The 22561-nt window shown below is 69.9% G+C and carries 23 protein-coding genes, 1 pseudogene and 1 riboswitch; of the genes and pseudogenes, 14 read left to right on the top strand and 10 right to left on the bottom strand.

The window, feature by feature from the left end:
* Positions 1 to 10: 10 nt before the first annotated feature.
* Positions 11 to 448, bottom strand: coding sequence for a hypothetical protein (locus IBL26_RS00965; RefSeq protein WP_187782559.1), 438 nt, complete (start codon positions 446 to 448; stop codon positions 11 to 13).
* A 329-nt stretch (positions 449 to 777) separates the two neighbouring features.
* Here IBL26_RS00965 and IBL26_RS00960 point away from each other — a divergent pair, with 329 nt between their 5' ends.
* Positions 778 to 1767 (top strand): NAD(P)/FAD-dependent oxidoreductase, encoded by a 990-nt coding sequence (locus IBL26_RS00960; RefSeq protein ID WP_187782558.1) that lies wholly within the window; start codon positions 778 to 780, stop codon positions 1765 to 1767.
* Between the two features lie 16 nt (positions 1768 to 1783).
* Here IBL26_RS00960 and IBL26_RS00955 read toward each other — a convergent pair whose 3' ends face one another.
* Genes IBL26_RS00955 through egtB form a run of 3 tightly spaced genes read right to left on the bottom strand, consistent with a single transcriptional unit; the run spans position 1784 to position 5342 of the window.
* Positions 1784 to 3136, bottom strand: coding sequence for a dihydrolipoyl dehydrogenase family protein (locus tag IBL26_RS00955; protein ID WP_187782557.1), 1353 nt, complete (start codon positions 3134 to 3136; stop codon positions 1784 to 1786).
* Positions 3137 to 3177: 41 nt separating this feature from the next.
* Positions 3178 to 4137 carry an L-histidine N(alpha)-methyltransferase gene (gene egtD / locus IBL26_RS00950; protein WP_187782556.1) on the bottom strand — a complete coding sequence of 320 codons (960 nt, stop codon included), beginning with the start codon at positions 4135 to 4137 and terminating at the stop codon, positions 3178 to 3180.
* A complete protein-coding gene (gene egtB / locus IBL26_RS00945; RefSeq protein ID WP_187782555.1) occupies positions 4134 to 5342 on the bottom strand; it encodes an ergothioneine biosynthesis protein EgtB in 1209 nt (402 codons plus the stop codon). Before egtB ends, egtD begins: the two co-directional genes overlap by 4 nt.
* A 237-nt stretch (positions 5343 to 5579) precedes the next feature.
* A riboswitch (cobalamin riboswitch) is annotated at positions 5580 to 5773 on the top strand.
* A gap of 138 nt (positions 5774 to 5911) precedes the next feature.
* Here egtB and IBL26_RS00940 point away from each other — a divergent pair.
* From IBL26_RS00940 to IBL26_RS00910, 7 genes are all read left to right on the top strand, one after another.
* Positions 5912 to 6916, top strand: coding sequence for an ABC transporter substrate-binding protein (locus IBL26_RS00940; protein ID WP_206684109.1), 1005 nt, complete (start codon positions 5912 to 5914; stop codon positions 6914 to 6916).
* Entirely contained in the window at positions 6913 to 7974 is a 1062-nt protein-coding gene (locus IBL26_RS00935) for a FecCD family ABC transporter permease (RefSeq protein WP_408901891.1), read from the top strand. Before IBL26_RS00940 ends, IBL26_RS00935 begins: the two co-directional genes overlap by 4 nt.
* A complete protein-coding gene (locus tag IBL26_RS00930; RefSeq protein ID WP_187782553.1) occupies positions 7971 to 8747 on the top strand; it encodes an ABC transporter ATP-binding protein in 777 nt (258 codons plus the stop codon). Before IBL26_RS00935 ends, IBL26_RS00930 begins: the two co-directional genes overlap by 4 nt.
* An 8-nt stretch (positions 8748 to 8755) precedes the next feature.
* Positions 8756 to 9190 carry a pseudoazurin gene (locus IBL26_RS00925; RefSeq protein WP_187782552.1) on the top strand — a complete coding sequence of 145 codons (435 nt, stop codon included), beginning with the start codon at positions 8756 to 8758 and terminating at the stop codon, positions 9188 to 9190.
* Positions 9191 to 9335: 145 nt separating this feature from the next.
* Positions 9336 to 11366, top strand: coding sequence for a hydantoinase/oxoprolinase family protein (locus tag IBL26_RS00920; protein WP_187782551.1), 2031 nt, complete (start codon positions 9336 to 9338; stop codon positions 11364 to 11366).
* Positions 11366 to 13303 (top strand): hydantoinase B/oxoprolinase family protein, encoded by a 1938-nt coding sequence (locus IBL26_RS00915; RefSeq protein WP_187782550.1) that lies wholly within the window; start codon positions 11366 to 11368, stop codon positions 13301 to 13303. The genes IBL26_RS00920 and IBL26_RS00915 overlap by 1 nt, the downstream gene beginning before the upstream one ends.
* Before the next feature lie 266 nt (positions 13304 to 13569).
* Positions 13570 to 14463 carry a LysR substrate-binding domain-containing protein gene (locus IBL26_RS00910; protein ID WP_187782549.1) on the top strand — a complete coding sequence of 298 codons (894 nt, stop codon included), beginning with the start codon at positions 13570 to 13572 and terminating at the stop codon, positions 14461 to 14463.
* Positions 14464 to 14470: 7 nt separating this feature from the next.
* On the opposite strand, the gene IBL26_RS00905 is transcribed toward IBL26_RS00910, so the two are convergent.
* Both IBL26_RS00905 and IBL26_RS00900 read right to left on the bottom strand, forming a co-directional pair.
* The gene (locus IBL26_RS00905; RefSeq protein WP_187782548.1) at positions 14471 to 15481 is read right to left on the bottom strand and encodes a Bug family tripartite tricarboxylate transporter substrate binding protein; all 1011 of its coding nucleotides are present in this window, start codon (positions 15479 to 15481) and stop codon (positions 14471 to 14473) included.
* Entirely contained in the window at positions 15482 to 16318 is an 837-nt protein-coding gene (locus IBL26_RS00900) for an IclR family transcriptional regulator (RefSeq protein WP_187782547.1), read from the bottom strand.
* A gap of 141 nt (positions 16319 to 16459) precedes the next feature.
* Between IBL26_RS00900 and IBL26_RS00895 the strand changes: the two genes are divergently transcribed.
* From IBL26_RS00895 to IBL26_RS00885, 3 genes are read left to right on the top strand one after another with little or no spacing between them, the layout of a single operon-like run.
* Positions 16460 to 16735, top strand: a complete 276-nt coding sequence (locus tag IBL26_RS00895; RefSeq protein WP_187782546.1) for a 2Fe-2S iron-sulfur cluster-binding protein — start codon at positions 16460 to 16462, stop codon at positions 16733 to 16735.
* Positions 16732 to 18120, top strand: a complete 1389-nt coding sequence (locus tag IBL26_RS00890; RefSeq protein ID WP_187782545.1) for an FAD/NAD(P)-dependent oxidoreductase — start codon at positions 16732 to 16734, stop codon at positions 18118 to 18120. The genes IBL26_RS00895 and IBL26_RS00890 overlap by 4 nt, the downstream gene beginning before the upstream one ends.
* Positions 18117 to 19226: an NAD(P)/FAD-dependent oxidoreductase gene (locus IBL26_RS00885; protein ID WP_187782544.1), complete on the top strand. Its 1110-nt coding sequence runs from the start codon at positions 18117 to 18119 to the stop codon at positions 19224 to 19226. The genes IBL26_RS00890 and IBL26_RS00885 overlap by 4 nt, the downstream gene beginning before the upstream one ends.
* A gap of 9 nt (positions 19227 to 19235) precedes the next feature.
* On the opposite strand, the gene IBL26_RS00880 is transcribed toward IBL26_RS00885, so the two are convergent.
* From IBL26_RS00880 to IBL26_RS00870, 3 genes and pseudogenes are all read right to left on the bottom strand, one after another.
* Positions 19236 to 19394, bottom strand: coding sequence for a cupin domain-containing protein (locus IBL26_RS00880; RefSeq protein WP_206684108.1), 159 nt, complete (start codon positions 19392 to 19394; stop codon positions 19236 to 19238).
* A 94-nt stretch (positions 19395 to 19488) separates the two neighbouring features.
* Positions 19489 to 19617: pseudogene (locus IBL26_RS25850) on the bottom strand (tautomerase family protein); the annotation flags it as partial.
* Between the two features lie 92 nt (positions 19618 to 19709).
* The gene (locus IBL26_RS00870) at positions 19710 to 20105 is read right to left on the bottom strand and encodes a (R)-mandelonitrile lyase (protein ID WP_187782543.1); all 396 of its coding nucleotides are present in this window, start codon (positions 20103 to 20105) and stop codon (positions 19710 to 19712) included.
* Between the two features lie 129 nt (positions 20106 to 20234).
* Here IBL26_RS00870 and IBL26_RS00865 point away from each other — a divergent pair, with 129 nt between their 5' ends.
* Both IBL26_RS00865 and IBL26_RS00860 read left to right on the top strand, forming a co-directional pair.
* On the top strand, positions 20235 to 21128 hold the full coding sequence (locus tag IBL26_RS00865) for a LysR family transcriptional regulator (protein ID WP_187782542.1): 894 nt from the start codon (positions 20235 to 20237) through the stop codon (positions 21126 to 21128).
* Between the two features lie 118 nt (positions 21129 to 21246).
* Positions 21247 to 21396: a hypothetical protein gene (locus IBL26_RS00860; protein WP_187782541.1), complete on the top strand. Its 150-nt coding sequence runs from the start codon at positions 21247 to 21249 to the stop codon at positions 21394 to 21396.
* 62 nt (positions 21397 to 21458) lie between these two features.
* Here the strand turns inward: IBL26_RS00860 and IBL26_RS00855 are convergent, their stop codons facing one another.
* Entirely contained in the window at positions 21459 to 21923 is a 465-nt protein-coding gene (locus IBL26_RS00855) for a DUF4126 family protein (RefSeq protein WP_187782540.1), read from the bottom strand.
* Positions 21924 to 22018: 95 nt separating this feature from the next.
* Between IBL26_RS00855 and IBL26_RS00850 the strand changes: the two genes are divergently transcribed.
* Positions 22019 to 22393, top strand: coding sequence for a hypothetical protein (locus IBL26_RS00850; RefSeq protein ID WP_187782539.1), 375 nt, complete (start codon positions 22019 to 22021; stop codon positions 22391 to 22393).
* Positions 22394 to 22561: the final 168 nt, after the last annotated feature.

Below are 22561 nucleotides of genomic sequence, written 5' to 3'. Positions count from 1 at the left end.
GCGCGCGCCCTCAGGCTTCGCGGAAGCGCGCGGGGTCCTCGATGCCGAGCTCGGCCGCTTTGGCGTCGAAGGCCGCGTCATAGATCTGCGCCAGCGGGCTTTTCGGCGCGCCGTCCCCGGCATTCTCTTCCAGCAACTGCGCCAGCGCGGGGATCTCGGCATCGATGGCGAGGGTCAGCATATGGGAGGCCTGCGCCGTCAGGCCGGCGGAGTGCATCGTCTCCACCGCCAGCTTGGCCTCCGTCACGGCGCTCTGCCGCTCAAGCTCGGCCATCTGCTGTTCCATTGCCGCAAGACGCTGGGCCTGCTCCGCGATCGTGGCCTGCAGGTCCTTGATCTTCGCCGTCACGTCGAGCACCGCCTGGTCCAGCCGGTCCAGCGGCAGGTGCTCGGCCTTGCTGCGGACATCGTCGGAGGAAAGGATCGCCGGGGCTTGGTCATCGGACATGGGGCACTCGCTCAGTCAGTCAGGTGCTATCCATAGGTCCATTCGGCCGGCGAGGAAACCGCACAGCCTGCGGGCCTGGAGGCAATGTGAGGTCCGGGCGGGACACCGGCCGCCCTGCGGCCAAGGGCATCTGTCCTGTCCAGCTCAAGGTTATTCGGGCCAATTGGCGTGGCGATCCTGTCCCCACCTGGCGGGCATGATGCGTTCGCAACCGCCGCAGGATCAGCCTGTTTACCCTGAAAATGGCCTGCCGCGCCATGCGCGCCTCCACACGCTGAGCGGGAGGCAAACCTCACCATGACAGCAACGGACTCAACGGAATCGTATCGATGCCACCAGCAACACTGGCGAAGAACGAAGCGCGGAACACAGGCTGGGACTGCATCATCGTCGGCGGCGGGCCGGCGGGCCTTGCGGCGGCCCTGTTGCTTGGCCGCGCCCGCCGGCATGTCCTGCTGCTGGACTCGGGCGAGTACCGGAATGCACGCGCGCATCACCTGCACGGCTTCCCGACGCGGGATGGCTGCCCACCGGCGCTGCTCCGTGCCACGGCGCACGAGGAACTCCAGGCCTACCCGACCGTCGTCACGCGAAGCGGGCTGGCCGTCGAGGCCCGGCAGCAGGCCGGTGGCTTCGCTGTCACGGTGCAGGACCAATCTGGGCAACGTGTCCTGCACAGCCGTAAGCTCCTGCTGGCGACCGGGGTAGCCGATGAGGTTCCGGATCTTCCCGGGCTGGACGCCATCTATGGCCTGGATGCGTGGCACTGCCCCTATTGCGATGGCTACGAACGGCAGGACCAGCCCCTCGCCGTCTACGGCCCGCCCGCGCAAGGCGTCGCCCTGGCGCTGGAAGCCTCAGGGTGGAGTGGCAATGTGGTGTACTGCAGTGGTGGCGACCGGCTGGAACCGCGGGAGCACGAGCGGCTCTCCAGCGTCGGCATCCGGGTCCGGGAAAGTCCGGTGCAGACGCTGATGTTGGAAGGCGGGCGCCTGCGCGGGCTCCGCTTGGCCGATGGCCATGTCATCACCTGTGCCGCGCTGCTGCTGGCCATGCGCTTCCGCCAACGTTCCAACCTGGCGCAGCAGCTTGGCTGTTCATTGACTGCCGGCGGGCTTGTGCAGGCTAACGCGGCGGGCCGGACCGGGGTGGAAGGCCTGTACGTGGCGGGCGACGCTGCTTCCAGCCTGCATCTCGCCCTCATCGCGGCGGCCCAAGGCAGCCACGCAGCTTTCGCGGCCAATACCGCTCTGCTGCGCGAGGATCTGAAGGCCCGGCGGCAGGATGCGCCACCTTCATACCGCGCAGCGGGAGACTAGACGTAGGGGGGCGGTCTTAGCCCAGCATGCTGCTGATATTCGATGCTCCGGACGGATAGGCCGACAGCAGCGCGTTGAGTTGCTGCGCGGTCAGCCGCAGACGCACCGCCAGGGCGAAGAGGTTGATCACCTCCTGGGCCTGCGGCCCCAACAGGTGGGCACCCAGGACGCACCCGCTACCGGGCTCCAACAGGATCTTGAAGCCTGCCGCGGTCTCGCCGGTCCGGCGCACCGATTGGTAGTCCGCCATGTCGCCCTGGCGCAATTCGAACGAAGTTCCGTCCCGCCGCGCCGCCTCCTCCGTCAACCCGACGGAGGCCAGAGGTGGGATGGCGAAGACCACGCTGGTTACGCCCGTATAGTCCGGCTCGTGGTGGCAACCCTCCAGCAGGTTGCGCGCCACAATATCGGCGTCGTGGGTCGCCACCGGCGTCAATTGCGGCCCCTGTGCCGCCGCGTCCCCGGCCGCGAAGACGACTGGGTTGGAGATGCTGCGCAGATGCCGATCCACCCGCAACCGGCCTTTTTCCACCGCGACGCCGCCGGCATCCAGGTCCAGCGCCTCCAGGTTTGGCTTGCGGCCAAGGCCGTGCAGAACGAAATCCGCTTCGAAGCGCCGCCCATCCTCGGACTTCACCGCGAAGCCGTTGGCGGTGCGTTCCACCGCCGCGGCCCGGCAGTTCAGCTCGATGGCAATGCCGGCCTGCCTCGAATGCTCCACCAAGCGCCGCACCAGGTCCTGGTCGAAATGCCGCAGCGGCTGTTCGTCTCTGTGCAGGATCGTCACCTGCGCGCCGGCCCGCGCGGCGATGTGGGCGCATTCGAAGGAGATGTAGCCGCCACCCAGCATCACCAGCCGCTGTGGCAATTGCGGCAGGGACAGGAAATCGTCGCTCGTTGCCAGCAACTCCGCGCCCTCGATGGGCGGCATCGAGGGCCTGGCACCGGTGGCGATGAGGATATGCCGCGCCTGCAACCGTCGCCCCGCGACCTCGATGCTGTTGCGGCCTATGAAGTGCGCGGTGCCGGAGATGGCCTCGATCCCGGCATCCGCGTAGCTTTCGGCACGATGCTGCGGCACCGGGTCGGTGAAGCTGCGTTTGAACGCCATCAGTGCCGGCCAGTCGATTACCACGTCCCCGCCGCCCGCCAGGCCTTTGCCCGCCAGCCGCCGCGCACGGTTTACCGCCTCGGCCACGGTCCACAAGGTCTTCTTCGGCTCGCAGCCACGCAATGCGCAGGTACCGCCGAATTCGCGGGACTCGGCAATGGCGACGCGCCAGCCGGCGGCGCGGCACCGTGTCGCCACGCTGGTCGCGGCACTGCCGGTGCCGATCACGACCAGATCGTAGGTCTCGGCGTCAGACACGCTCACCTCCTGGAAGGTTCCTTTTTGGGACGGGCGGCCTGTCAGCCCTCCAGCAGCCAGACGGAAAACAGCTTGGCCGGGTCCGTCCACAGCGTGGTCGCCCGCCAGCCGGCGGCTTCTGCCAGGGCGCGCAGATGTTCGGGACGGTATTTGTGGCTGCTCTCGGTGTGGATGCTCTCGTCGGCGGCAAAGCGGAAGACGCGCCCGGCCATCCGGACCGTCTGCGCCTGCCGGGCCACCAGATGCATTTCGATGCGGCTGGCCACCGGGTTCCAGCGGGCCTCGTGATGGAAGCCATCCACTATGAAATCCGCGCCTGCCTCACGATTCAGCCGGGTCAGAATGTTCAGGTTGAAGGCGGCCGTCACGCCGGCGGCGTCGTCATAGGCCGCGCGCAGGACGTCGATGTCCTTCACCAGGTCGGCGCCCAGCAGCATGCGTGCGCCAGGCCGCAGGCTGGTACGGGCACGGCGCAGGAAGGACACGGCCTCCGCCGGCTCGAAATTGCCGATGGTCGAGCCAGGGAAGAAGCCCAGATGCGTGGTGCTGCCTTCTGCCCGCCCGGCCAGGTCGAAGGGCTGGGTGAAGTCCGCCACCACCGGCCGGACCTTCAGTCCCGGATGCGCTTCCTCGACCCGCGATGCCGCCGCCGCCAGCCATTCCGGCGCGATATCCACCGGCAGGTAGACCACGGGGGCATCGAGCTGCCGCAGCAACTGCACCGCCTTCGCGCCGTCGCCCGGGCCGAACTCCACCACCGCCGCGCCGGGGCCGACGGCCCGGGCAATCTCCGGCCCGCACTCCTCCAGGATCGCCACTTCGGTGCGCGTGGGGTAGTATTCCGGAAGGCTGGTGATCGCCTCGAACAACCGCGTGCCCTCCGCGTCGTAGAGCCACTTGCAAGGCAGCGTCTTGCGCGGTGCGGACAGGCCACTCAACGCATCGGCCACCAGCGCCGCGCGCTGGGCCTCGGCTGGGTCGCGGGAAAGGGCGCCGCTCATGCCACGTCCTCCGCCAGCCGCACGCTGCTGAATTGCCAGCGCGCCCCGGCGGGGAAGAAGTTACGGTAACTGGGCCGCGTATGCCCCGGCGGCGTGGCGAGCGAGCCGCCGCGCAGCACCATCTGGTTGATCATGAACTTGCCGTTGTATTCGCCAACCGCGCCCGCCCATGGGCGGAAGCCGGGATAAGGGCGGTAGGCGCTGCCAGTCCATTGCCAGCCATGCCCCTCCGCATCGGCGAAGCCAGGCACGCTGGTGGCCGCCGCTTCCCACTCCTGCTCGGTCGGCAGGCGCCTGCCGGCCCAGCGGGCGAACGCATCCGCCTCGTACCAGGATACATGCAGCACCGGCTGCTCCGGCTCCACCTCTCGCAGGCCGCCGAGGCCGTATTGCGTCCAGCCCCCATCCTGCTGCGCCCAATAGAGCGGCGCGTCCCACCCCTCCGCCTGGCACATGGCCCAGCCCTCGCTCATCCACAGCAGCGGCTCGCGGTAGCCGCCATCCTGCATGAAGGCCAGCCATTCGCCATTGGTCACCAGCCGGTTGGCGATGCGGTAGGGCGAGAGATACGTCGGGTGCCGTGGTGCCTCGTTGTCGAAAGCGAAGCCGTCTCCGTCATGGCCAATCTCGACCACGCCGCCCGGCCCATCGAGCATCCGCGTGGGGCCGGAAGTCGCTGGGGGTTTCTGCCAGGCCGCGTCATAAGCAGGCCGCAGCGGATTGGCACTCAGCGCGTGCAGGATGTCGGTCAGCAGCAATTCCTGATGCTGCTCCTCATGCTGCAGGCCGAGTTCGAGAAGCGATGCAACCTCGGGCGGCGGGTCGCGCAGCAGCTCGGCCATCGCGGCATCGACGGCGGCGCGGTACTCGCCCACCTCGTCGCAGGACGGGCGCGTCAGCAGGCCGCGCTTGGGCCGGGCATAACGCGGCCCGGCGGCCTCGTAGTAGGAGTTGAACAGGAAGGCATAGTCTTCCCGCACACGGCGATAGCCCGAAAGGTAGGGCAGCAGCAGGAAGGTCTCGTAGAACCACGTGGTATGCGCCCGGTGCCACTTGGCAGGGCTGGCATCCGGCATGGACTGCACAACCTGGTCCTCGGGCGAGAGCGTTGCCGTCAACGCGTCCGTCCTGGCTCTCAAGGTCGCAAAGCGGTCTGCCAGCGTGCCCAGGCCACTGCCCGCCGCCTGGCGATGAATGACATTCATGGCGCTTACTCCCCTGGTCCCATCGGGCCTGGCCGTGGGTGACCAAGCGCTCTCCCGGTGCAGCGGCGTCGGTGCCGCGCAATGTGGCTGCGCGAAGCGGTCGCGCGTCTCCCCGATGGCAACGCGAGCGGTGCCGGGTGGTTGCGGCTCCAGGCCGGGCTCCCTGCCCGGCCGCACAGCCGCGGCATGCCTTGTGGAGCCGCCGGAAAGGCCGGCCTTGCTGCATGGCCTGCCTTGGGCTAGGCGATCCCTGCCGGTTTCCGAGAGGAATCAAAAGGGAATCCGTCATGGCCCTCCGCCATGAACCGGAACTGCCCCCGCAACTGTAGGCGGCGAGCCCCATCCGAACACGCCACTGGGAGCGATCCTGGGAAGGCCGGACAGGGCAGCGACCCGCCAGTCAGGAGACCTGCCGGCATGTGCAACGAACCAGCCGGCGGGGTGTCCGGGGAGGAATGTCGATGTTCAAGGTGCAACGCCGGCTGCGGCGATGCTGCTCTATCCGTGTGACCATGCCAGCGCCTACGCCGGGCAAAAAGGCGGCTTCAACGCCCCGCGCCCGGCTCACGATGCTGCGGCTGGCCGTGGCCGCCGCCGGGCTCGGGCTGGGCGGCGCCGATGCCTCGGCCCAGCCGACGTCCTATCCGCTGCAGGTGGAGAATTGCGGGCAGACGCTCAGCTTCCCCGCCGCGCCGCGCAATGCCGTGACGATCGGCCAGTCGGTGACGGAGATCCTCTACGCCCTCGGCGCCGGGGACCGCATGGCCGGCACCTCCCTGTGGTTCAACGACGTACTGCCCGAGTTCCGCGCGCAGAACGACCGTGTGCCGCGGCTGGACAACAATGTCCCCAGCTTCGAATCCGTCATCAACAAGCGCCCCGGCCTGGTGTCCACGCAGTTCGAGTGGATGGTCGGCCCGCAGGGCGTTGTCGGCACGCGTCCGCAATTCCATGACCTCGGCGTGCCGACCTACGTCATGCCGCCCGATTGCGAGGGAAAGAACAACCTGGTGGGCGCCGACGGTACGCGCACCGCACCCTTCGCGACGGACAGCATCTATCGCGGCATCACCCAGCTCGCCCAGATCTTCGACCGGCAGGACCGGGGAACCGAACTGGTGACCGAGTTGCGGCAGCGGGAAGCGGCGGCCATCGCCCGCGCCCGCGCGCTGAACCTGGCGGATGCCTCCGCCGCCTTCTGGTTCTCCAGCGCCGACCTCGACCTTGATCCCTACATGGCGGGGCAGAAGGGCATCCCCGGCTACATGATGCGCACGCTCGGCCTGCGGAACGTGGTGCAGTCGGATGAGGAATGGCCGACCGTGGGGTGGGAGACCATCGCGCGCGCCAATCCCTCCGTGCTTGTCATCGCGCGGATGGACCGGCGCCGCTTCCCGGCCGATGATTTCGAGAAGAAACTGGCCTTCCTGCGCGCCGACCCGGTGACGCGGGAGATGGATGCGGTGCGCAACAACCGCATCGTCATCCTGGACGCGCACGCCATGCAGGCCACCATCCGCCTGTTCGGTGGGCTGGAAGCGCTGACCGACGCCATGGCCAACCTGCGCCAGTGACCACCGCCACGCTGCGCCAGCTGGGCCGGCTGGGCGGCAAGGGATTGCTGCATGGCGGCTGGATCGGGGCGGTGCTCGCCGCCGCGATCCTCGCTGGCATCTGCATCGGGGAGACCGCGATTCCGCCGGAGACGGTGCTGATGACGCTGGCCAACCGGCTTTTCGGCGCCGGCTTCGTGCTGGACCGGATCGACCAGGGCATCGTTTGGAACTACCGGCTGACGCGCGCCATCATCGCCGCCTGTTGCGGTGCCTCCCTGGCCGTGGCCGGCGTCATCCTGCAATCGTTGCTGCGCAACGCGCTGGCGGAGCCCTACCTGCTCGGCATCTCCGCCGGGGCCTCCACCGGCGCCGTGCTGGTCACGGTGGCGGGGCTGGGCGCGGGCGCGGTGTCCATGTCGGCCGGCGCGCTGGCGGGCGCGCTCTCCGCCTTCCTGCTGGTGGCGCTGCTGTCGCGCGCCTCAGGCGGCGGCACCGGGCCGCGCGCGGCGGGGCAGATCGTGCTGGCGGGCATCGCCGGCTCGCAGCTGTTCAACGCGCTCACCGCCTTCATCATCACCCGCTCCGCCAGCGCGGAGCAGGCGCGCGGCATCATGTTCTGGCTGCTGGGCAATCTCAGCGGCGCGCGGTGGGACAACGTGGCGGCGGCGGTACCGGTCGCGCTGGCCGTCACGCTGGTCTGCCTCTGGCAGGCACGGTCGCTCGATGCCTTCACCTTCGGGGTGGATTCCGCCCTCTCCCTCGGCGTGCCGGTGCGGCGGCTGCAGGCGCTGCTCATCCTCGCCGCGGCACTGGCCACGGCGGTGATGGTCAGCATCGTCGGCTCGGTCGGCTTCGTCGGGCTGGTGGTGCCACATGCGGCCCGCTTCCTGGTCGGTGTGCGGCACAGCCGGCTGGTGCCGGCCTCGGCGCTGATGGGCGCGCTGTTCCTCATCGCCGCCGATGTCGTCTCCCGCATCGCCGTGCCAGGGCAGGTGCTGCCGATCGGCGTGGTCACCGCCCTGGTGGGCGCGCCGGTCTTCGCCGTCATCCTCATCCGCCGGCGCCCGGCGCGATGACGGAGACCACAATGCTGGAATGCCAGCAATTGGGCTGGTCCACCCGTGGCCAGTCCATCCTGCGCGCGGTCGACCTGCGCGTGCGGCAAGGGGAAACGCTGGGGCTGATCGGCCCCAACGGCTCCGGCAAGTCCACGCTGATGCGGCTGCTGGCCGGCGTGCTCACCCCCAGTGCCGGCGCCGTGCGGCTGGAGGGACGCGACCTCGCCAGCCTGCGGCGGCGGGAGATCGCCCAGGCGATGGCGCTGGTGGAACAGCAGGCCGAGACAGCGGACCGCATCACGGTGCGGGACGCGGTGGAGCTGGGCCGCACCCCCTGGCTCTCCGCCCTGCGCCCCTGGGGGGCGGAGGACGATGCCATCGTCCGCTCGGCGCTGGAGGTGGTGGAGATGTCCGGCTTCGCCGAGCGGGACTGGCTGACCCTCTCGGGCGGTGAGCGCCAGCGCGTGCACATCGCCCGCGCCCTGGCGCAGCGCCCGCGCATCCTGCTGCTGGACGAGCCGACCAATCACCTCGACATCCACCACCAGCTCGGCATCCTGCAACTGGTGGCCCGGCTGCTTGTGACCACCGTCATCGCCCTGCACGACCTGAACCAGGCCATGGGGTGCGACCGCCTGGGCGTGCTGCACCAGGGGCAACTCGTCGCCCTCGGCACGCCGGCGGAGATCCTCACCCCCTCACTGCTACGCGATGTCTTCGGCGTCCGCGCCACCTTCCTGACCGACCCGGCGGATGGCAGCCGCATCATCCGCTTCCATCCCCTGTCATGAGGGATACGATGCGAATTGCCTTTGCCCTGGCGATGGGCCTCGCGCTGCTGGCACAGCCTGCCGCGGCCGAGACCCACGAAGTGCGCATGCTCAACCGCAACGACACCGGCGGCATGGTCTATGAGCCCGACTACATCCGCCTCAATCCGGGCGACACGATCAAATTCATCGCCACCCACGTCACCCACAATGCGGCGACGATGCCGGAGATGCTGCCGGACGGCGCCCGCCCGTTCAAAGGCCGCATCAACGAGGAGATCGAGGTCACCTTCACCGAACCGGGCTTCTACGGCATCCAGTGCATCCCGCACTACGCCATGGGCATGGTGATGCTGGTGCAGGTGGGCGACGCCGCGCCCACCGCCGCCAGCATCCCGGACTCCCTGCCGGCCCGCGTCCGCCAGCGCTTCCAGGAGATCATCCGCCGCGCCGAGGCACGGTAGGCGCGGAGTGTGCATCGCCACGCCCAACCCAGCATGGATTGCCCGGCGATAACCAATGGTTATCAACCGGCCTCAAAGCAGAATTCGTCTCGCCCATGCCCAGGCCACATCATGCAGCCTGACAAGGCAGAAGGACGGATGGGGCATGGCATGGCGCGTGGGCGTTGATATCGGCGGCACATTCGCGGATTTCGCGGCGCTGGATACCGAGACCGGCCGGATGCAGACGCTGAAGGTGCTGACCACCCCGGGCGCGCCCGGCCAGGATGTCGGCGCCGGCCTGGCGCGGCTGGTGGAGGCCGGGCTGCAGCCCGCGCAGGTGGAGCGCTTCGTGTACGGCACCACCGTGGGCGTGAACACCATCATCCAGCGCCGCGGCGCCGGGCTGGCGCTGTTCACCACCGCCGGCTTCACCGATGTGCTGGAACTGGCCCGGCTGCGGATGCCGGACCCGTACAGCCTGTTCTGCGAGCGGCCGGAGCCGCTGGTGCCCCGCGAGCACGTCTTCCCCATCGAGGAACGCATGGATGCGGAGGGCGCGACCGTCACGCCCCCCGGCCGCGCATCCGTGGCGGCGGCCGTCGCGGCGGCGCAGGCGGCGGGCTGCGCCGGCATCGTCGTTTCCTTCCTGCACGCCTGGCGCAACCCGGCGCATGAAGAGCAGGTGGCGGCGATGATCGCCGAGCTGGCGCCGGAACTGTTCGTATTCCGCGGCAGCGAGGTCTGGCCCGCCATCCGCGAATATGAGCGCAGCACCACGGCGGTGCTGAATGCCTATGTCCACCCGCGCATCGACGCGTATCTGGAACGGGTGGAAGCGCAGCTCGCCGCCGCCGCCATCGCCGCCCCGCTGCTGCTGACCACCTCGGCCGGCGGGACCATGACGGCGCAGCGCGGGCGGCGGGATTGCGTCGGCATGCTGCTTTCCGGCACCGCTTCCGGCGTTGTCGGCGCCGGCGTGGTGGCGCGGGCGGCGGGCGTGCCGGCGGTGCTGACGCTCGACATCGGTGGCACCAGCGCCGACGTGGCGCTGCTGATCGACGGCAGCCCCGCCTTCGGCACCGGCCACGCGATCGGCGAGTTCCCGCTGGCCATCCCGACCGTCGCCGTCGTTTCCTCCGGCCAGGGCGGCGGCTCCATCGCGCGCATTGATGCGCTGGGAGTGTTGCAGGTGGGACCGGAAAGTGCCGGCTCCACACCCGGCCCGGCCTGCTTCGGCCGTGGCGGGCAGAACCCCACCGTGACCGACGCGGCGCTGCTCTGCGGCATCCTGGGCCAGGGCGAGCTGGGCTTCGGCGCCATCGCGCCGGACAAGGCGCTCTCCGAGGCCGCCATCGCCCCCATCGCCACCGCATTGGGCAGCGATGCGGCCACCGCGGCGGAAGGCGTGCTGCGCGTCGCCATCAGCGGCATGCTGGTGGAGATCGACAAGCTGCTCGCCCGGGCCGGCATCGGCGCCAGCGAGTTGACGTTGATGCCCTTCGGCGGCGCCGGCCCGATGCTGGGCGCCCTGCTGGCCGAGACCGCCGGCATCCGCCGCGTGCTGGTGCCGCCGGTGCCGGGCACGCTCTGCGCCCTTGGCGCCCTGGCCGCCGACCTGCGGCGGGACACCATGCGCACCGTGTTGCTGCCTTTGGAGGATGCGGCCTGGGCACGCCTGGACGGCATCTTCCGCGAACTGGCCGACGAAGCCGCCACCGTCCTGCGGGAGATGGGTGGGGATGGCGGCGTGGACACCACCCTGGCCGCCGACCTGCGCTATCGCGGCCAGTCCTACGAGCTGACGGTGCCGGTGCCCGCCGCCGCGCTGGGCCAGGGCGTCGCCGGCCTCGCCGCGCTGTTCCATGCCGCGCATGAGGAGAGCTTCGGCCATAGCGATCCGGACGCGCCGGTGGAGGTGGTGAGCCTGCGTGCCGCCGCCCGCCGCCCGGCGCCGCCACTGCCCATGCCGCGCCAGACGCTGGAGCCGCACGAGGCCATGCCGGAAGCCGCCATCCGCCTGCGCCTGGATGGCGCCTGGCGCGAGGCCGGGCTGCACCGCCGCACCGCGCTGCGCCCCGGCGGCCGCTTCGCCGGCCCCGCCATCGTCACGCAATCCGACTGCACCGTGCTGGTCCCTGGCGGCTGGACTGCCACCACCGACGAACTCGGCAACCTTGTGATGGAGCACGCCTGATGCGCACCGATCCCGTGACCCTGCAGGTGCTGCGCAACCACTGCCGCGCCGCCGCCGAGAGCATGGCGACCACGCTCTACCGCACCGCGCACTCCACCTTCGTCAAGGAGACGGAGGACTTCACGATCCAGTTGCTGGACGCGCACGGCAAGACCTGCGCCGTGCCGCTGGATCTCGGCGCAACCTGGTACCCTGGCGTGGATTACGAGGCCGCCATCGGCCTGGTGCCGGGCGGCTACGAGCCCGGCGACATCGCCATGACCAGCGACCCGTATTCCGGCTACCTCTCCACCCACTCGCCCGACACCAACATGTGGAAGCCGGTGTTCCATGGGGGCGAGATCATCGCCTTCGCGGGCGGGCACATCCACAATGTCGATGTCGGCGGCGCCGTGCCTGCCAGCCTCTCCCGCACCCTGACGGAAGTGCACCAGGAGGGCCTGCGCGTGCCGCCCAGCAAGCTCTACCGCGCCGGGCAGCTGGACGAGACCCTGCTGCGCACGATGATGATCAACGTGCGGGTACCGGAGCAGAACTGGGGCGACCTGAAGGCCCTGGTCGCCGCCGTGAATACCGGGGAGCGCCGCATCCTGGACCTGGTGCGCCGCTTCGGCGTGGAGACGCTCAAGGACGGCCTGGCCGACCTGCTGGACTATGGCGAGGCGCAGGCCCGCGCCGTGCTCGCCAGCCTGCCCGACGGCACCTACCATTTCGCCGATTACTGCGATGAGGACGGCGTAGGCGGAGACCCGCTGCGCCTGAAAGTGGCGCTGCGCATACACGGCGATTCCGCCGAGCTGGACTTCACCGGCACGGACCCGCAGACGCTGTGCTCGATGAACGTGCCGACGGGCGGGCATGCGCGCCACTCGCTCATCCTGGTCGGCGTGTACTACGTGCTCTCGGCGCTTTCGCCCAAGATCACGCTGAACTTCGGCACCACGAGGCCCTTCACCTGCATCCTGCCCGAGGGCAGCGTGGTGAACCCGGTGCACCCTGCCGCCGTGGGCATGCGCAGCCTGACCTGCGCCCGCCTCCGCAGCCTGGTATTCGGCGTCTTCGCCCAGGCGGCGCCGGAGCGGCTGCCGGCGGCGCCCGCCGGCTCTTCCTCCATCATCAACCTGGCGGCGGAGCACCCGCGTACCGGCCGCCGCGTCATCGCCGCCGTGGCGCCCATTGTCGGCGGCGGCGGCGGCATGCCGCACCGGGATGGCACCGATGGCTCCGGCGCCGATGCCGCCTACCTGAAGAACAGCCCGATCGAGATCACGGAATCCGAGGCGCCGGTGCGCATCCTGCGCTACGGCCTGATGCCGGATACCGGCGGCCCCGGCGCGCATCGCGGCGGCCTGGCCACGGTTCTGGAATTCACCACCGACGCCCCCAATGCCACCGTCACCGCCCGCAACCGGGACCGCTCCATCTTCCAGCCCTGGGGCATCCTCGGCGGCAAGCCCGGCGACGCCAGCACCTTTACTCTTAACCCCGGTACGGCGCGCGAACACGATCTCCGCAACACGGATCTCCTGGAAGTCGCGCCCGGCGATGTTGTGCGCATCGTCTCCCCCGGTGGCGGCGGCCGTGGGGACCCGGCGACGCGCGCCCCCGCCGCCGTGCTTCGGGACGTGCGCGCCGGCCGGCTGACGGTCGCGGCAGCGGAACGGGACTACGCCGTCGCCATCCGCGACAACGCGGTCGACGCGGCAGCCACCGCCACCCTGCGCGCTGCCCGGCAACCGCGCGAGGGCTTCGATGGTGGCGCAGCCCGCCGTGGCCATGAGGCACGCTGGAACGCCAAGGCCTATGCCGCACTCGGCGAAGCGCTGGCCCGCGTACCGATCAGCCGCCGCGGCTGGCTGAAGCGCCGGCTGTTCGCCGCGGTGCGCGCGGCACCGGAGCAGGCGCCGGAAGCGGTGATTGCGGCGGCGTCTGTCTGAAGGGAAGCAAGGCTGGGGAAGGAATTCCCCAGACCCCTTCTTCGCTTTCTGTAAGTCTGGTGGGCGTGGCAGCCGTCGGCTCTTTCACACCCAAGCCAGGGCTAGGCCCAAGGCTATGCGCGCAGCCTGCGCTGCATACTTAAGGTCCTACCGCCGCGCCCGCAGGCGCCGCCCTATGCCACCGAGCCCTTTCCAAACTCGAAAAAAGAAAAGAAGGGGTCCGGGGAATTCTTTCCCCGGCCATCCCCCGCCCTATCATGACCCCCATGAACGCCCGAGACATCGAGATCTTCCGCGCCGTGATGCAGAACCGCACGCTGCATGCGGCGGCGGAGGTGCTGCATGTGTCGCAGCCGGCGCTCTCCAAGGCGCTGCGGCATTGCGAGGACCGGCTGGGCTTCCAGTTGTTCCGCCGCCTCGCCGGTAGGCTGGTGCCGACGGCGGAAGCACAGACCCTGTTGCCGGAGGCCGAGCGGCTTTACCAGGAGTTGCAGGGCTTCAAGGCTTTCGCACGGGATCTCGGCGGCCATGGCGGTGGGCTGCTGCGGCTGGGCGCCACGTCGTCCCTGGCCGTATCCGTGGTGCCGGCGGCGGTGGCGGCCCTGCGGCGGGAAAGGCCGGCGGCGCGGCTGACCGTGCAGTTGTTGCCGGTGCGGGAACTGGGGGAAGCGCTACTGGCCCGGCGGCTGGATGTCGGCCTGGCACTGACGCCGATGGCGCTGCCGGGGCTGGAGACGGTCTCACTGGGCAGCGTTGCCTGCATCGTGCTGCTGCCGGCGGGGCACCCTTTGGCGGCGGAGCCGGTGCTGCGCCCCGCCCTGCTGGCGGGGGAGCCGGAAGTCGGCTTCGCCGGCTGGCTTGATTTCGGCCACAGCCTGGACCTGGCCTTCCGGCAGGAGGGCGTGGAACGGCTGCCGGCGGTGGAGGTCGGCACCACCGTCAGCGCCGTGGCGATGGTGCAGGAAGGCGTCGGCTACGCCATCGTCGACGGGCTGGCGCAGCGGCGTCTGCCACCCGGCGTGGTGGCGCGCCCCTTCCTGCCGGAAGTGCGGCGGGACGTCCTGATGTCCCGCAGCCAGGCGATGGGAACCTCCGCCCTGCTGGACCGGCTGGGCGAGATCCTCACTGTCCTCTGCGCCGACCCCGCCGCGCCGGTATAGGGCGGGGCTAGTCGGCGCTGGCGCCGCTCGCCTTCACCAGCGGCACCCAGTAGTCGATCTCCTGGCGCAGGAACACGGCAAACTTTGCCGGGGTGTAGCCGGGCATGGGCGGCAGGCCGACCTCGTTCTCCAGCCGGCTGGCAATGGCGGGGTCGGTCAGCGTCGTCTCGGTCGCCTGTGCCAGCTTGTCGATGATCGGCTGCGGCGTACCGGCGGGGGCGAAGATGCCGAACCAGGAATAGGCCTTGTAGCCGGGCAGCCCGGCCTCGGCGCTGGTCGGCACGTTCGGCAGGATGGAGGAGCGCTGCTCGGTCGCCATCACCAGCGGCACAAGGGCGCCGCTTTCCACATGCGGTTTCATCAGCCCCGGCACGTCGGCGGTGAAGTCGATGACGCCGGCCAGAAGGTCGTTGAACACGGGGCCACTGCCGCGATAGGGCACATGCACCGCGCTGGTGCCGGTCTGCTGCAGCAGCGCGACGCAGGAGATGTGGCCGGAAGCGCCGTTACCCGCGCTGCCATAGGTCAGCTGGCCCGGCTTGCTCTTCAGCAGCGCGATGAATTCCTGCAGCGTCGAGACGCCGAGGCCCTTGCGCACCACGATGCCGATCGGCGCAAGCACCGTAGGCGCCACCGGCATCAGGTCCTTTACCGGGTCGTAGGACAGGTTCTTGTACAGACCCATCGCGAGCGCGGTGGTGGACAGGCCGCTGATGGCAAAGCTGTAGCCATCGGGCGCCGACTTGGCGATGTTGTCCACTCCCAGCGTGCCGCCGGCGCCGGGCCGGTTCTCGATCACGATGGGCTGGCCGAGCAGTTCGGAGAGCTTCTGCGCCACCACGCGGCTGCTGAGGTCGGTGGCACCGCCGGCGGCGAAGGGCACCACCATGCGCACCGGTCGCGTGGGCCAGGCGGCCTGCGCGGCGGCGGGGCGCACCAGGGCCGGCAGCGCCAGCAAGGCGGGTGCCGTGGCCAGCAGCGTGCGGCGAGGCAGGCGCAGCGTGGGAGAGCGGGGCATTCACGGAACTCCGATGCTTGAGGGGCGGGGCAGGCTTCCCGGCAACGCCAGGGCGGCCTCGATACGCGCGGCCTCCTGGCGTGCCAGGCCGAGAAAGGCGTGCCGAGCCGCCTGGTCATGGCGGCTGGCGATGAAATTCATGGCGATGGCCGCGGTGACGTTGTGGCCGGCCGGGCGGATGGCGACGCTGAGCACGGCGAGGCCCGAGATCAGCGAATCCTCGCTCAGCAAATAGCCATCTTGCTGGATCTGCTGCACGCGCCGCCGCACCTGGACGCCGCTAGTGCCGAACTGGGGATAGCGAACGCCATTGGCGGCCAGCACTTCCTCGATCTCGGCCGGTGGCTGGCTGGCCAGGATGGCGGCGCTGCCGGCACCCACGCCCAGCGGGATCAACCCGCCCACGCCATGGGTGAGGCTTTCGATGACATAGGCGCCTTCCTGCCGGTCCACCACCACGGCATTGAGGCCGCTGCGGACGATGAGGAAGGTGGTCTCCCCGCTCTCGCCGGTGAGGCGCGTGAGGGCGGGGCGGCACAGCCGCCGCAGCCCGGTGCCCTCCGCCGCCTGCCCCGCCAGCCCGATCAGCGCGGTGCCCAGGCGGTAGCGCCGCCCACCTTCCACACGTTCCACCCAGCCGTGATGCTCCAGCGCCGCCAGCAGGCGGTGGGCGGTGGAGGCACTGAGGCCGAGCCCGGCTGCGAGGCGGGAGAGCTGGGCGCCGCCTTCACTCGCTTCGCCCAACAGTCCCAGCAGGCCGACGACACGATCCAGCACCTGGATGCCAGATTCGGCCGGGTCCGGCGGGGCCGGGGCTTGGATGGGGTCAGCGCTCATGCAGGTAGCCTAGATGTGTTCACGGTTCCGCGACAATTCCATAATACGGAAAAACTACAGAAATTTTTCTGTCTTTCGGAAAAACTGCCGGCTGGATAACCTGGACTGCCCGTCAATCGGGCAGATTCGAGGAACAGATTCGTGCGACTGGTACGTTTGGCCGATCAGGATCGGCCCGAGATCACCTTCTGCTTCGAGGGCGCGGCGTGCACCGCCCGGGAAGGCGACACGCTGTTGACCGCCCTGCTAGCCGGCCTCGCCGGCTTCCTGCGCCAAAGCGAATTTGAGGACGGGCCGCGCGCCGGGTTCTGCCTGATGGGCGCCTGCCAGGATTGCCGCGTGATGGTGGAAGGCCAGGGGCGGGTACGCGCCTGCACCACGCGCTGCACCGCCGGCATGCGGGTGCGCCGGGCATGAAGGTCGCAGTGGTCGGCGCCGGCCCCGCCGGGGTGCGTGCGGTGGAGCAGTTGGTGCGGGCCGGGCTGCGCCCATTGTGGCTGGACGAGGCGCCGGATGGCGGCGGCCGCATCTACCAGCGCCCGCCCGCCGGCTTCCGCCGCGGCGCGGCTGCGCTCTACGGATTGGAGGCGAAGCGCGCCCAGGCGCTGCACGCGGCACTGGATGCGGCGAAGCCCGCCGCCGAGTGGCGGCCCGATACGCTGGTCTGGGATGTCACCTGGGCCGAGAAGCGGCTGCACCTGCTGCACCAGGGGCGGGCAGAAGCGGTAGAGGTGGATGCCGCCATCCTGTGCACCGGCGCCATGGACCGCGTGGTGCCGCTGCCGGGCTGGACGCGCCCGGGCGTCACGACCCTGGGCGGGGCGCAGATCGCGCTGAAGGCGCAAGGCTGCGCCATCGGGCCCAAGGTGGTGTTCCTGGGCAGCGGGCCGCTGCTGTGGCTGGTGGCCTACCAGTACATGAAGGCGGGGGCCAACGTGGCCGCCGTGCTGGACACAACCGGCTTCCGCCGCAAGCTGGGCGCCCTGGCCGGCGCGCCACACGACCCGGTGACGCTGGCCAAGGGTCTGTATTACGTGGCGCGGCTGCGCGCCGCCGGCGTGAGGGTGGCGGAGGGCGTCACCCCCCTGGCCATCGAGGGGGAGCAGCCCGACGCAATCTCCGCCCTGCGCTGGCGCGATGCGGCGGGGCGGGAGCACAGCACCGCCTGCGACGCGGTCGGCCTCGGCTGGGGCGTGCGACCGGAACTGCAACTGGCGGACCTGGCCGGCGTGCCGATCGGCTTCGACACCGTGCAGCACAATTGGGTGCCGCAGCGGGATGCGCTGGGGCGCACCCCGGTGCCCGGCCTGTACGTGGCGGGCGACGGTGCTGGCATTGGTGGCGCCGTGGTGGCGGAAATGGCGGGCGCCTGCGCCGCGCAGGCCGTACTGGACGATGCCGGGCTCCCGGCCGACCAGAAGCTGGTGAACCGGCTGCAACGCCGGCTGCGGCGGCAGGCCCGCTTCCGCGCGGCGCTGGAGCGAGCCTTCCCCTTCCCCATTTCCCTGGCCGCCACCATGCCGGACGAGACCATTCTCTGCCGGTGCGAGGCCGTGACAGCGGGTGAGTTGCGCGCGGCCGCCGCACCCGAAGGCCCGCACGGCGCGGCGCCGGAGGTGAACCGCGCCAAGGCCTTCACCCGCATCGGCATGGGCCGCTGTCAGGGCCGCGTCTGCGGCGCCGCGGCGGCAGAGGTGCTGGCGGCACAGCTTGGCACGGATGCCGCCGGCATCGGCCGCCTGCGCGGGCAGGCGCCGGTCAAGCCACTGCCCATGCCGGCCTGGCAGGGAGAGAGCGCGTGAGCGACAGCGCGGATGTCATCATCATCGGCGGCGGCGGCGCCGGCTGCTCGGCGGCGCTGTACCTCGCCTGGCGCGGCGCCCGCGTCATCCTGCTGGAGCGCGGGTTGGTGGGCAGCCAGGCCTCCGGCGCCAATTACGGCGGCGTGCGCCAACAGGGACGCCACGCGGCCGAGCTGCCACTGGCCCGCCGCGCCCACGGCATCTGGCGCCGGCTGCCCGAACTCATCGGCACCGACTGCGAATTTGCCGAGACCGGGCATCTGAAGCTGGCGCGCAACGAAGCCGAGGCAGCCGAGCTCTACGCCTATCTGGACACGGCCCGCGCCCACGGCCTGCCGCTGGAGATGCTGGAAGGCGCCGCCTTGCGCGAACGCTATCCGTGGCTGGGCGCGGATGCCGTCGCGGCGTCCTTCGCCCCGCAGGACGGTTCCGCCAATCCGCGCCTGCTCTCCCCTGCCCTGGCGCGCGCGGCCCGGCAGGCGGGGGCGACCATCCTGGAGCAGACCGCGGTCACCGCCTGCCGGCGGGAAGCGGGGCACTTCGTCGTCGAGGCCGGCGGCATTCGCTACAGCGCGGACCGGCTGCTGAACACGGCGGGCTTCTGGGGCGGCCAGGTGGCCGCATGGTTCGGGGAAACGGTGCCGATCCGCCACCACACGCCGAACATGCTGGTGACGGAGCCTGTGCGCTACTTCATCCGCCCCAATCTGGGCGTGGTGGGCGGCAACGTGTATCTGCGGCAGATCCCGCGCGGCAACATTATCATCGGTGGCGGCTATGGCAGCGGCGACCCCGCCGTGCCGATGTCCCGCCCCGACCCTGTGGTGACGCTGCGGGCCATGCAGCGGGCCGCCGCGCTGGTGCCGCAACTGGCGGATGTCAGCGTCATCCGGAGCTGGAGCGGCATCGACGGCATCATGCCGGACCGCCTGCCGGTGGTGGGCCCCAGCGCCACCACGCCGGGCCTGCTGCATGCCTTCGGCTTCTCCGGCCACGGCTTCCAACTGGGCCCGGCCGTGGGTGCAGTCCTGTGCGAGTTGGCGCTGGACGGGCGAACGGAGACCGCGCTGGATGGCCTTTCCATCCAGCGCTTCGCCCGCGCATAGCATCGGCGTTCAGCGACGGTACTGCTCGTCCGAGACCTGTTCCATCCAGGTCGCCACCTGCCCGTCCACCTGCTCGGTCAGCGCGATATGCGTCATGCCGGTGGTCGCGGCGGCGCCGTGCCAATGCTTCACGCCGGGTGGAATCCACACCACGTCGCCGGGCCGCATCTCCTCTACCGCGCCGCCTTCGCGCTGGATCCAGCCAACGCCGGTCCGGCTTAGCGAGGATGTCCGGCCGGCACACCACCTCCGCCCACGCATCCTTCTGCACGTCCTCGATGCTGACGGAGACGGCATCTTCGCCATTGCTGGTGGTGGCGATGATGGCCTGGCACACGGCCTCGGCAATCCGTGCCTTCTGCGGCTTGGACCGTCCGGCGAGGAGCTTGATGATGACGTGAGGTATGATGGCGGTTCCCGTTCCGTAGGCATCGCCGGCGCAATGCCGGCGATGCGTTTACACCATTGGTAAAGGCGCCTGGATCAGCGCGTGTACTGGGCGTCCGTCACATGCTCCAGCCAGTCGACCGGGGAGCCGTTGAGCTTCTCCTGGATGGCGATGTGACTCATCGCCGTCGTCGCCGTGGCGCCGTGCCAGTGCTTCTCGCCGGGCGGGAACCAGACGACGTCACCGGGCCGGATTTCCTCGACCGGCCCGCCTTCCCGCTGCACCCAGCCGCAGCCGGCGGTGACGAACAACGTCTGGCCGAGCGGATGCGTGTGCCAGGCCGTCCGTGCCCCAGGCTCGAACGTCACCAGCGCGCCGGCGACGCGCGCCGGATCGCGCGGGCTGAACAGCGGATCGATACGGACGATGCCGGTGAAGTAGTCGGCCGGCCCCTTGGTGGAGGGCTCGGTACCGGGGCGTTTGATGTCCATCGCAATGCTCCATGACGTCCGCGTGGCCTTGCAAGGGGGCCGCGCCGTGTTCCTCTCCATCAGGTAAGGGGTGGATGATCCTGGGATTAGGCCGTAAACGCGGGATGGACTTTGAAGGAACGCTTCAAAATGGCCGGCGCGAACCTCAATGATCTGAAGGCATTGCTGGCTGTGGCGCGGGAGCGGAGCTTCACCGGGGCCGCCGCGAAGCTCGGTGTTTCGCCCTCCGCGCTCAGCCAGACGGTGCGGGAGCTGGAGGCCCGCCTCGGCCTGCGGCTACTGACGCGGACGACGCGGAGCGTGGCGCCGACCGAGGCCGGGGAGCGGCTGCTGCGCAATGTCGGCCCACGCCTTGCCGAGATCGAGGAAGAACTGGCCGCCCTGAGCGCGCTGCGGGAGAAGCCATCCGGCACCATCCGCATCTCCGCCACCGAGAATGCCGCCATCTCGGCATTGATGCCGGTGCTGGAACGCATCCTGCCAGCCTACCCGGACATCAAGGCGGAGATCGTCGTTGATTACGGCCTGACCGACATCGCCGCCGAGCAGTGCGACGCCGGCATCCGCACCGGTGAGACGCTGGCGAAGGGGATGATCGCGGTGCCGATCAGCTCGGAGATGCGGATGGCCGTCGTCGGCTCCCCCGCCTATTTCGCCACCCGGCCGCAGCCACGCAAGCCGCAGGACCTGACGGCGCATAACTGCATCAACATCCGCCTGCCGAAGCATGGCGGGCTCTATGCCTGGGAATTCGAGAAGGGCAAGAAGGAGATCCGGGTACGGGTGGAAGGCCAGCTGGTGTTCAACAGCACCACCCTGATGCTGAATGCGGCACTCGCCGGGCTTGGCCTGCTCTACCTGCCCGAACAACAGGTGCAAGCCTATATCGACGATGGCAGGCTGGTACGGGTGCTGGCGGATTGGTGCGAGCCATTCTCCGGCTACCACCTCTACTACCCCAGCCGCCGCCAGCCGACCCCCGCCTTCGCCCTGCTGGTCGAGGCCCTGCGCTACCGTGGCTGATGGCCCGCGCTGGGCTGAATGCGGCCGCGTGCCGCTCCAGGCACGCCGAGTCAGGCGACTGCCGGAAACAATGCGCCGTCCGCCCCGTTCAACCCGCATGTGAAGAATGGAGAAACCCATGCCGGGGAAAACCGACAAGCGTCGCGGCGGCGCGACCGTAGCCATCATCATCGTCGCGATCGTGGTCGCAATCTTCGTTGGCTACAATGTCTGGTACGTGAGCGGAGAGGCCGAGGAAGGCAGGCCACCCACAGCGCAACAGCGCTAACCAGGCGCCTCAGCGGATCTCATGCGCCGGAGGCAGCGCACCTGCCCCCGGCGCATGGCGCGCTACCGCGCGGACAGGCGGCTGAGCGCGCAGACAATCGCAACGGCGCTGGTGAGGACGATGGCGTCCTCCACCAGTCCCGTGCGCGTCTGGCCGTAGCGCGGCATGGTGGCCAGCCTGGCGTGCAGCCCGGGATAGGACGCAACCACCGCGGTGGTGCCGCCCACCGCGCCGGCCAGCCAGCGCTGCCGCCGCGGCGCCAACGCGGCACCCGCGATGGCGGAGGCGATGAAGCGCGTGAACAGCCCGATCGGCACCGTACGGTCCGGCGCCGACTTCATCTTGTCCCCCGCCAGCTCGGCCGCCGCGATCGCGACCGTGGTGCCGGCGACAAGCGGATGCGACAGGATCCGTGGCGCGCCATTATCCCATGGCAGGTCACCGCGCGCGGCCGCGACGGAGACAGCGGCCAGTGGCGTCATTCCGCGCTGGCCGCCGACGAGGCCCATCAGAAACGATGCGAGCATGTGTTGATCCCGAGGAAGCTGTCACGAAAACTCACGCCACCATGCCGAGGTTTCGTGCCAGTGCGGTCGATGCAGGCCTCGTTGCCGGGTGGAACATGGCCGCCGCGTCATCTGAAAGCGTGACCGAACGCTGCAAGGCGTGGCACGGTGGCACTTCACTGGTGAAGGCCGTGCCGATGTCGGACCATCCGATCCCTGCCGAGAGCCTGCTGGCCCTGGCCGAGCGCCACGTCAAAGACGGCGAGATGCGTGTGGCGAAGCAGCGCCGCATCCTGGAGGAGATGAAGCGCGACAATCATCCCCGCGCGGAGAAAATGGCGCAGAAGCTGCTGGTGTCGCTGGAAAAGGCGTTGGAGAACTACCGGATCCACCTGCAGGAACTGCGGGTGCCTCGCGGTAGTAACGGCCGGAACCAAGCAGGGCGGCGCGGCCCTGGGTTTAGCCCGGGCAATGGCCAAGCCGCACCTTGAGAGGCGCGTTCTTCTCCGTCTAAATCGGCTGCCGCTGTGCCGCCACGATGGAAAGCCCCCGTGCTTCAAGATGACGACGCACTCTTGCAGTATATTTCGCGAATGCGCTTCGCGGCGATCCTGATGCAGGGGCATCGCGACCGCGCCCATGAGCTCCGTCTCCAGATA

This window comes from Teichococcus aerophilus, assembly GCF_014490485.1.
Classification (GTDB): domain Bacteria; phylum Pseudomonadota; class Alphaproteobacteria; order Acetobacterales; family Acetobacteraceae; genus Pseudoroseomonas; species Pseudoroseomonas aerophila.
The sequence above is the reverse complement of the archived record's forward strand: the minus strand, read 5'-3'. Positions and strand labels throughout refer to the sequence as shown.

Coding starts and splice junctions, on each gene's coding strand:
- IBL26_RS00965 (WP_187782559.1), bottom strand. CDS start 448: ATGTCCGATGACCAAGCCCCGGCGATCCTTTCCTCCGACGATGTCCGC.
- IBL26_RS00960 (WP_187782558.1), top strand. CDS start 778: ATGCCACCAGCAACACTGGCGAAGAACGAAGCGCGGAACACAGGCTGG.
- egtD (WP_187782556.1), bottom strand. CDS start 4,137: ATGAGCGGCGCCCTTTCCCGCGACCCAGCCGAGGCCCAGCGCGCGGCG.
- egtB (WP_187782555.1), bottom strand. CDS start 5,342: ATGAATGTCATTCATCGCCAGGCGGCGGGCAGTGGCCTGGGCACGCTG.
- IBL26_RS00940 (WP_206684109.1), top strand. CDS start 5,912: ATGCTGCGGCTGGCCGTGGCCGCCGCCGGGCTCGGGCTGGGCGGCGCC.
- IBL26_RS00930 (WP_187782553.1), top strand. CDS start 7,971: ATGACGGAGACCACAATGCTGGAATGCCAGCAATTGGGCTGGTCCACC.
- IBL26_RS00925 (WP_187782552.1), top strand. CDS start 8,756: ATGCGAATTGCCTTTGCCCTGGCGATGGGCCTCGCGCTGCTGGCACAG.
- IBL26_RS00920 (WP_187782551.1), top strand. CDS start 9,336: ATGGCATGGCGCGTGGGCGTTGATATCGGCGGCACATTCGCGGATTTC.
- IBL26_RS00915 (WP_187782550.1), top strand. CDS start 11,366: ATGCGCACCGATCCCGTGACCCTGCAGGTGCTGCGCAACCACTGCCGC.
- IBL26_RS00910 (WP_187782549.1), top strand. CDS start 13,570: ATGAACGCCCGAGACATCGAGATCTTCCGCGCCGTGATGCAGAACCGC.
- IBL26_RS00905 (WP_187782548.1), bottom strand. CDS start 15,481: ATGCCCCGCTCTCCCACGCTGCGCCTGCCTCGCCGCACGCTGCTGGCC.
- IBL26_RS00900 (WP_187782547.1), bottom strand. CDS start 16,318: ATGAGCGCTGACCCCATCCAAGCCCCGGCCCCGCCGGACCCGGCCGAA.
- IBL26_RS00890 (WP_187782545.1), top strand. CDS start 16,732: ATGAAGGTCGCAGTGGTCGGCGCCGGCCCCGCCGGGGTGCGTGCGGTG.
- IBL26_RS00880 (WP_206684108.1), bottom strand. CDS start 19,394: ATGCGGCCCGGCGACGTGGTGTGGATTCCACCCGGCGTGAAGCATTGG.
- IBL26_RS00870 (WP_187782543.1), bottom strand. CDS start 20,105: ATGGACATCAAACGCCCCGGTACCGAGCCCTCCACCAAGGGGCCGGCC.
- IBL26_RS00865 (WP_187782542.1), top strand. CDS start 20,235: ATGGCCGGCGCGAACCTCAATGATCTGAAGGCATTGCTGGCTGTGGCG.
- IBL26_RS00860 (WP_187782541.1), top strand. CDS start 21,247: ATGCCGGGGAAAACCGACAAGCGTCGCGGCGGCGCGACCGTAGCCATC.
- IBL26_RS00855 (WP_187782540.1), bottom strand. CDS start 21,923: ATGCTCGCATCGTTTCTGATGGGCCTCGTCGGCGGCCAGCGCGGAATG.
- IBL26_RS00850 (WP_187782539.1), top strand. CDS start 22,019: ATGGCCGCCGCGTCATCTGAAAGCGTGACCGAACGCTGCAAGGCGTGG.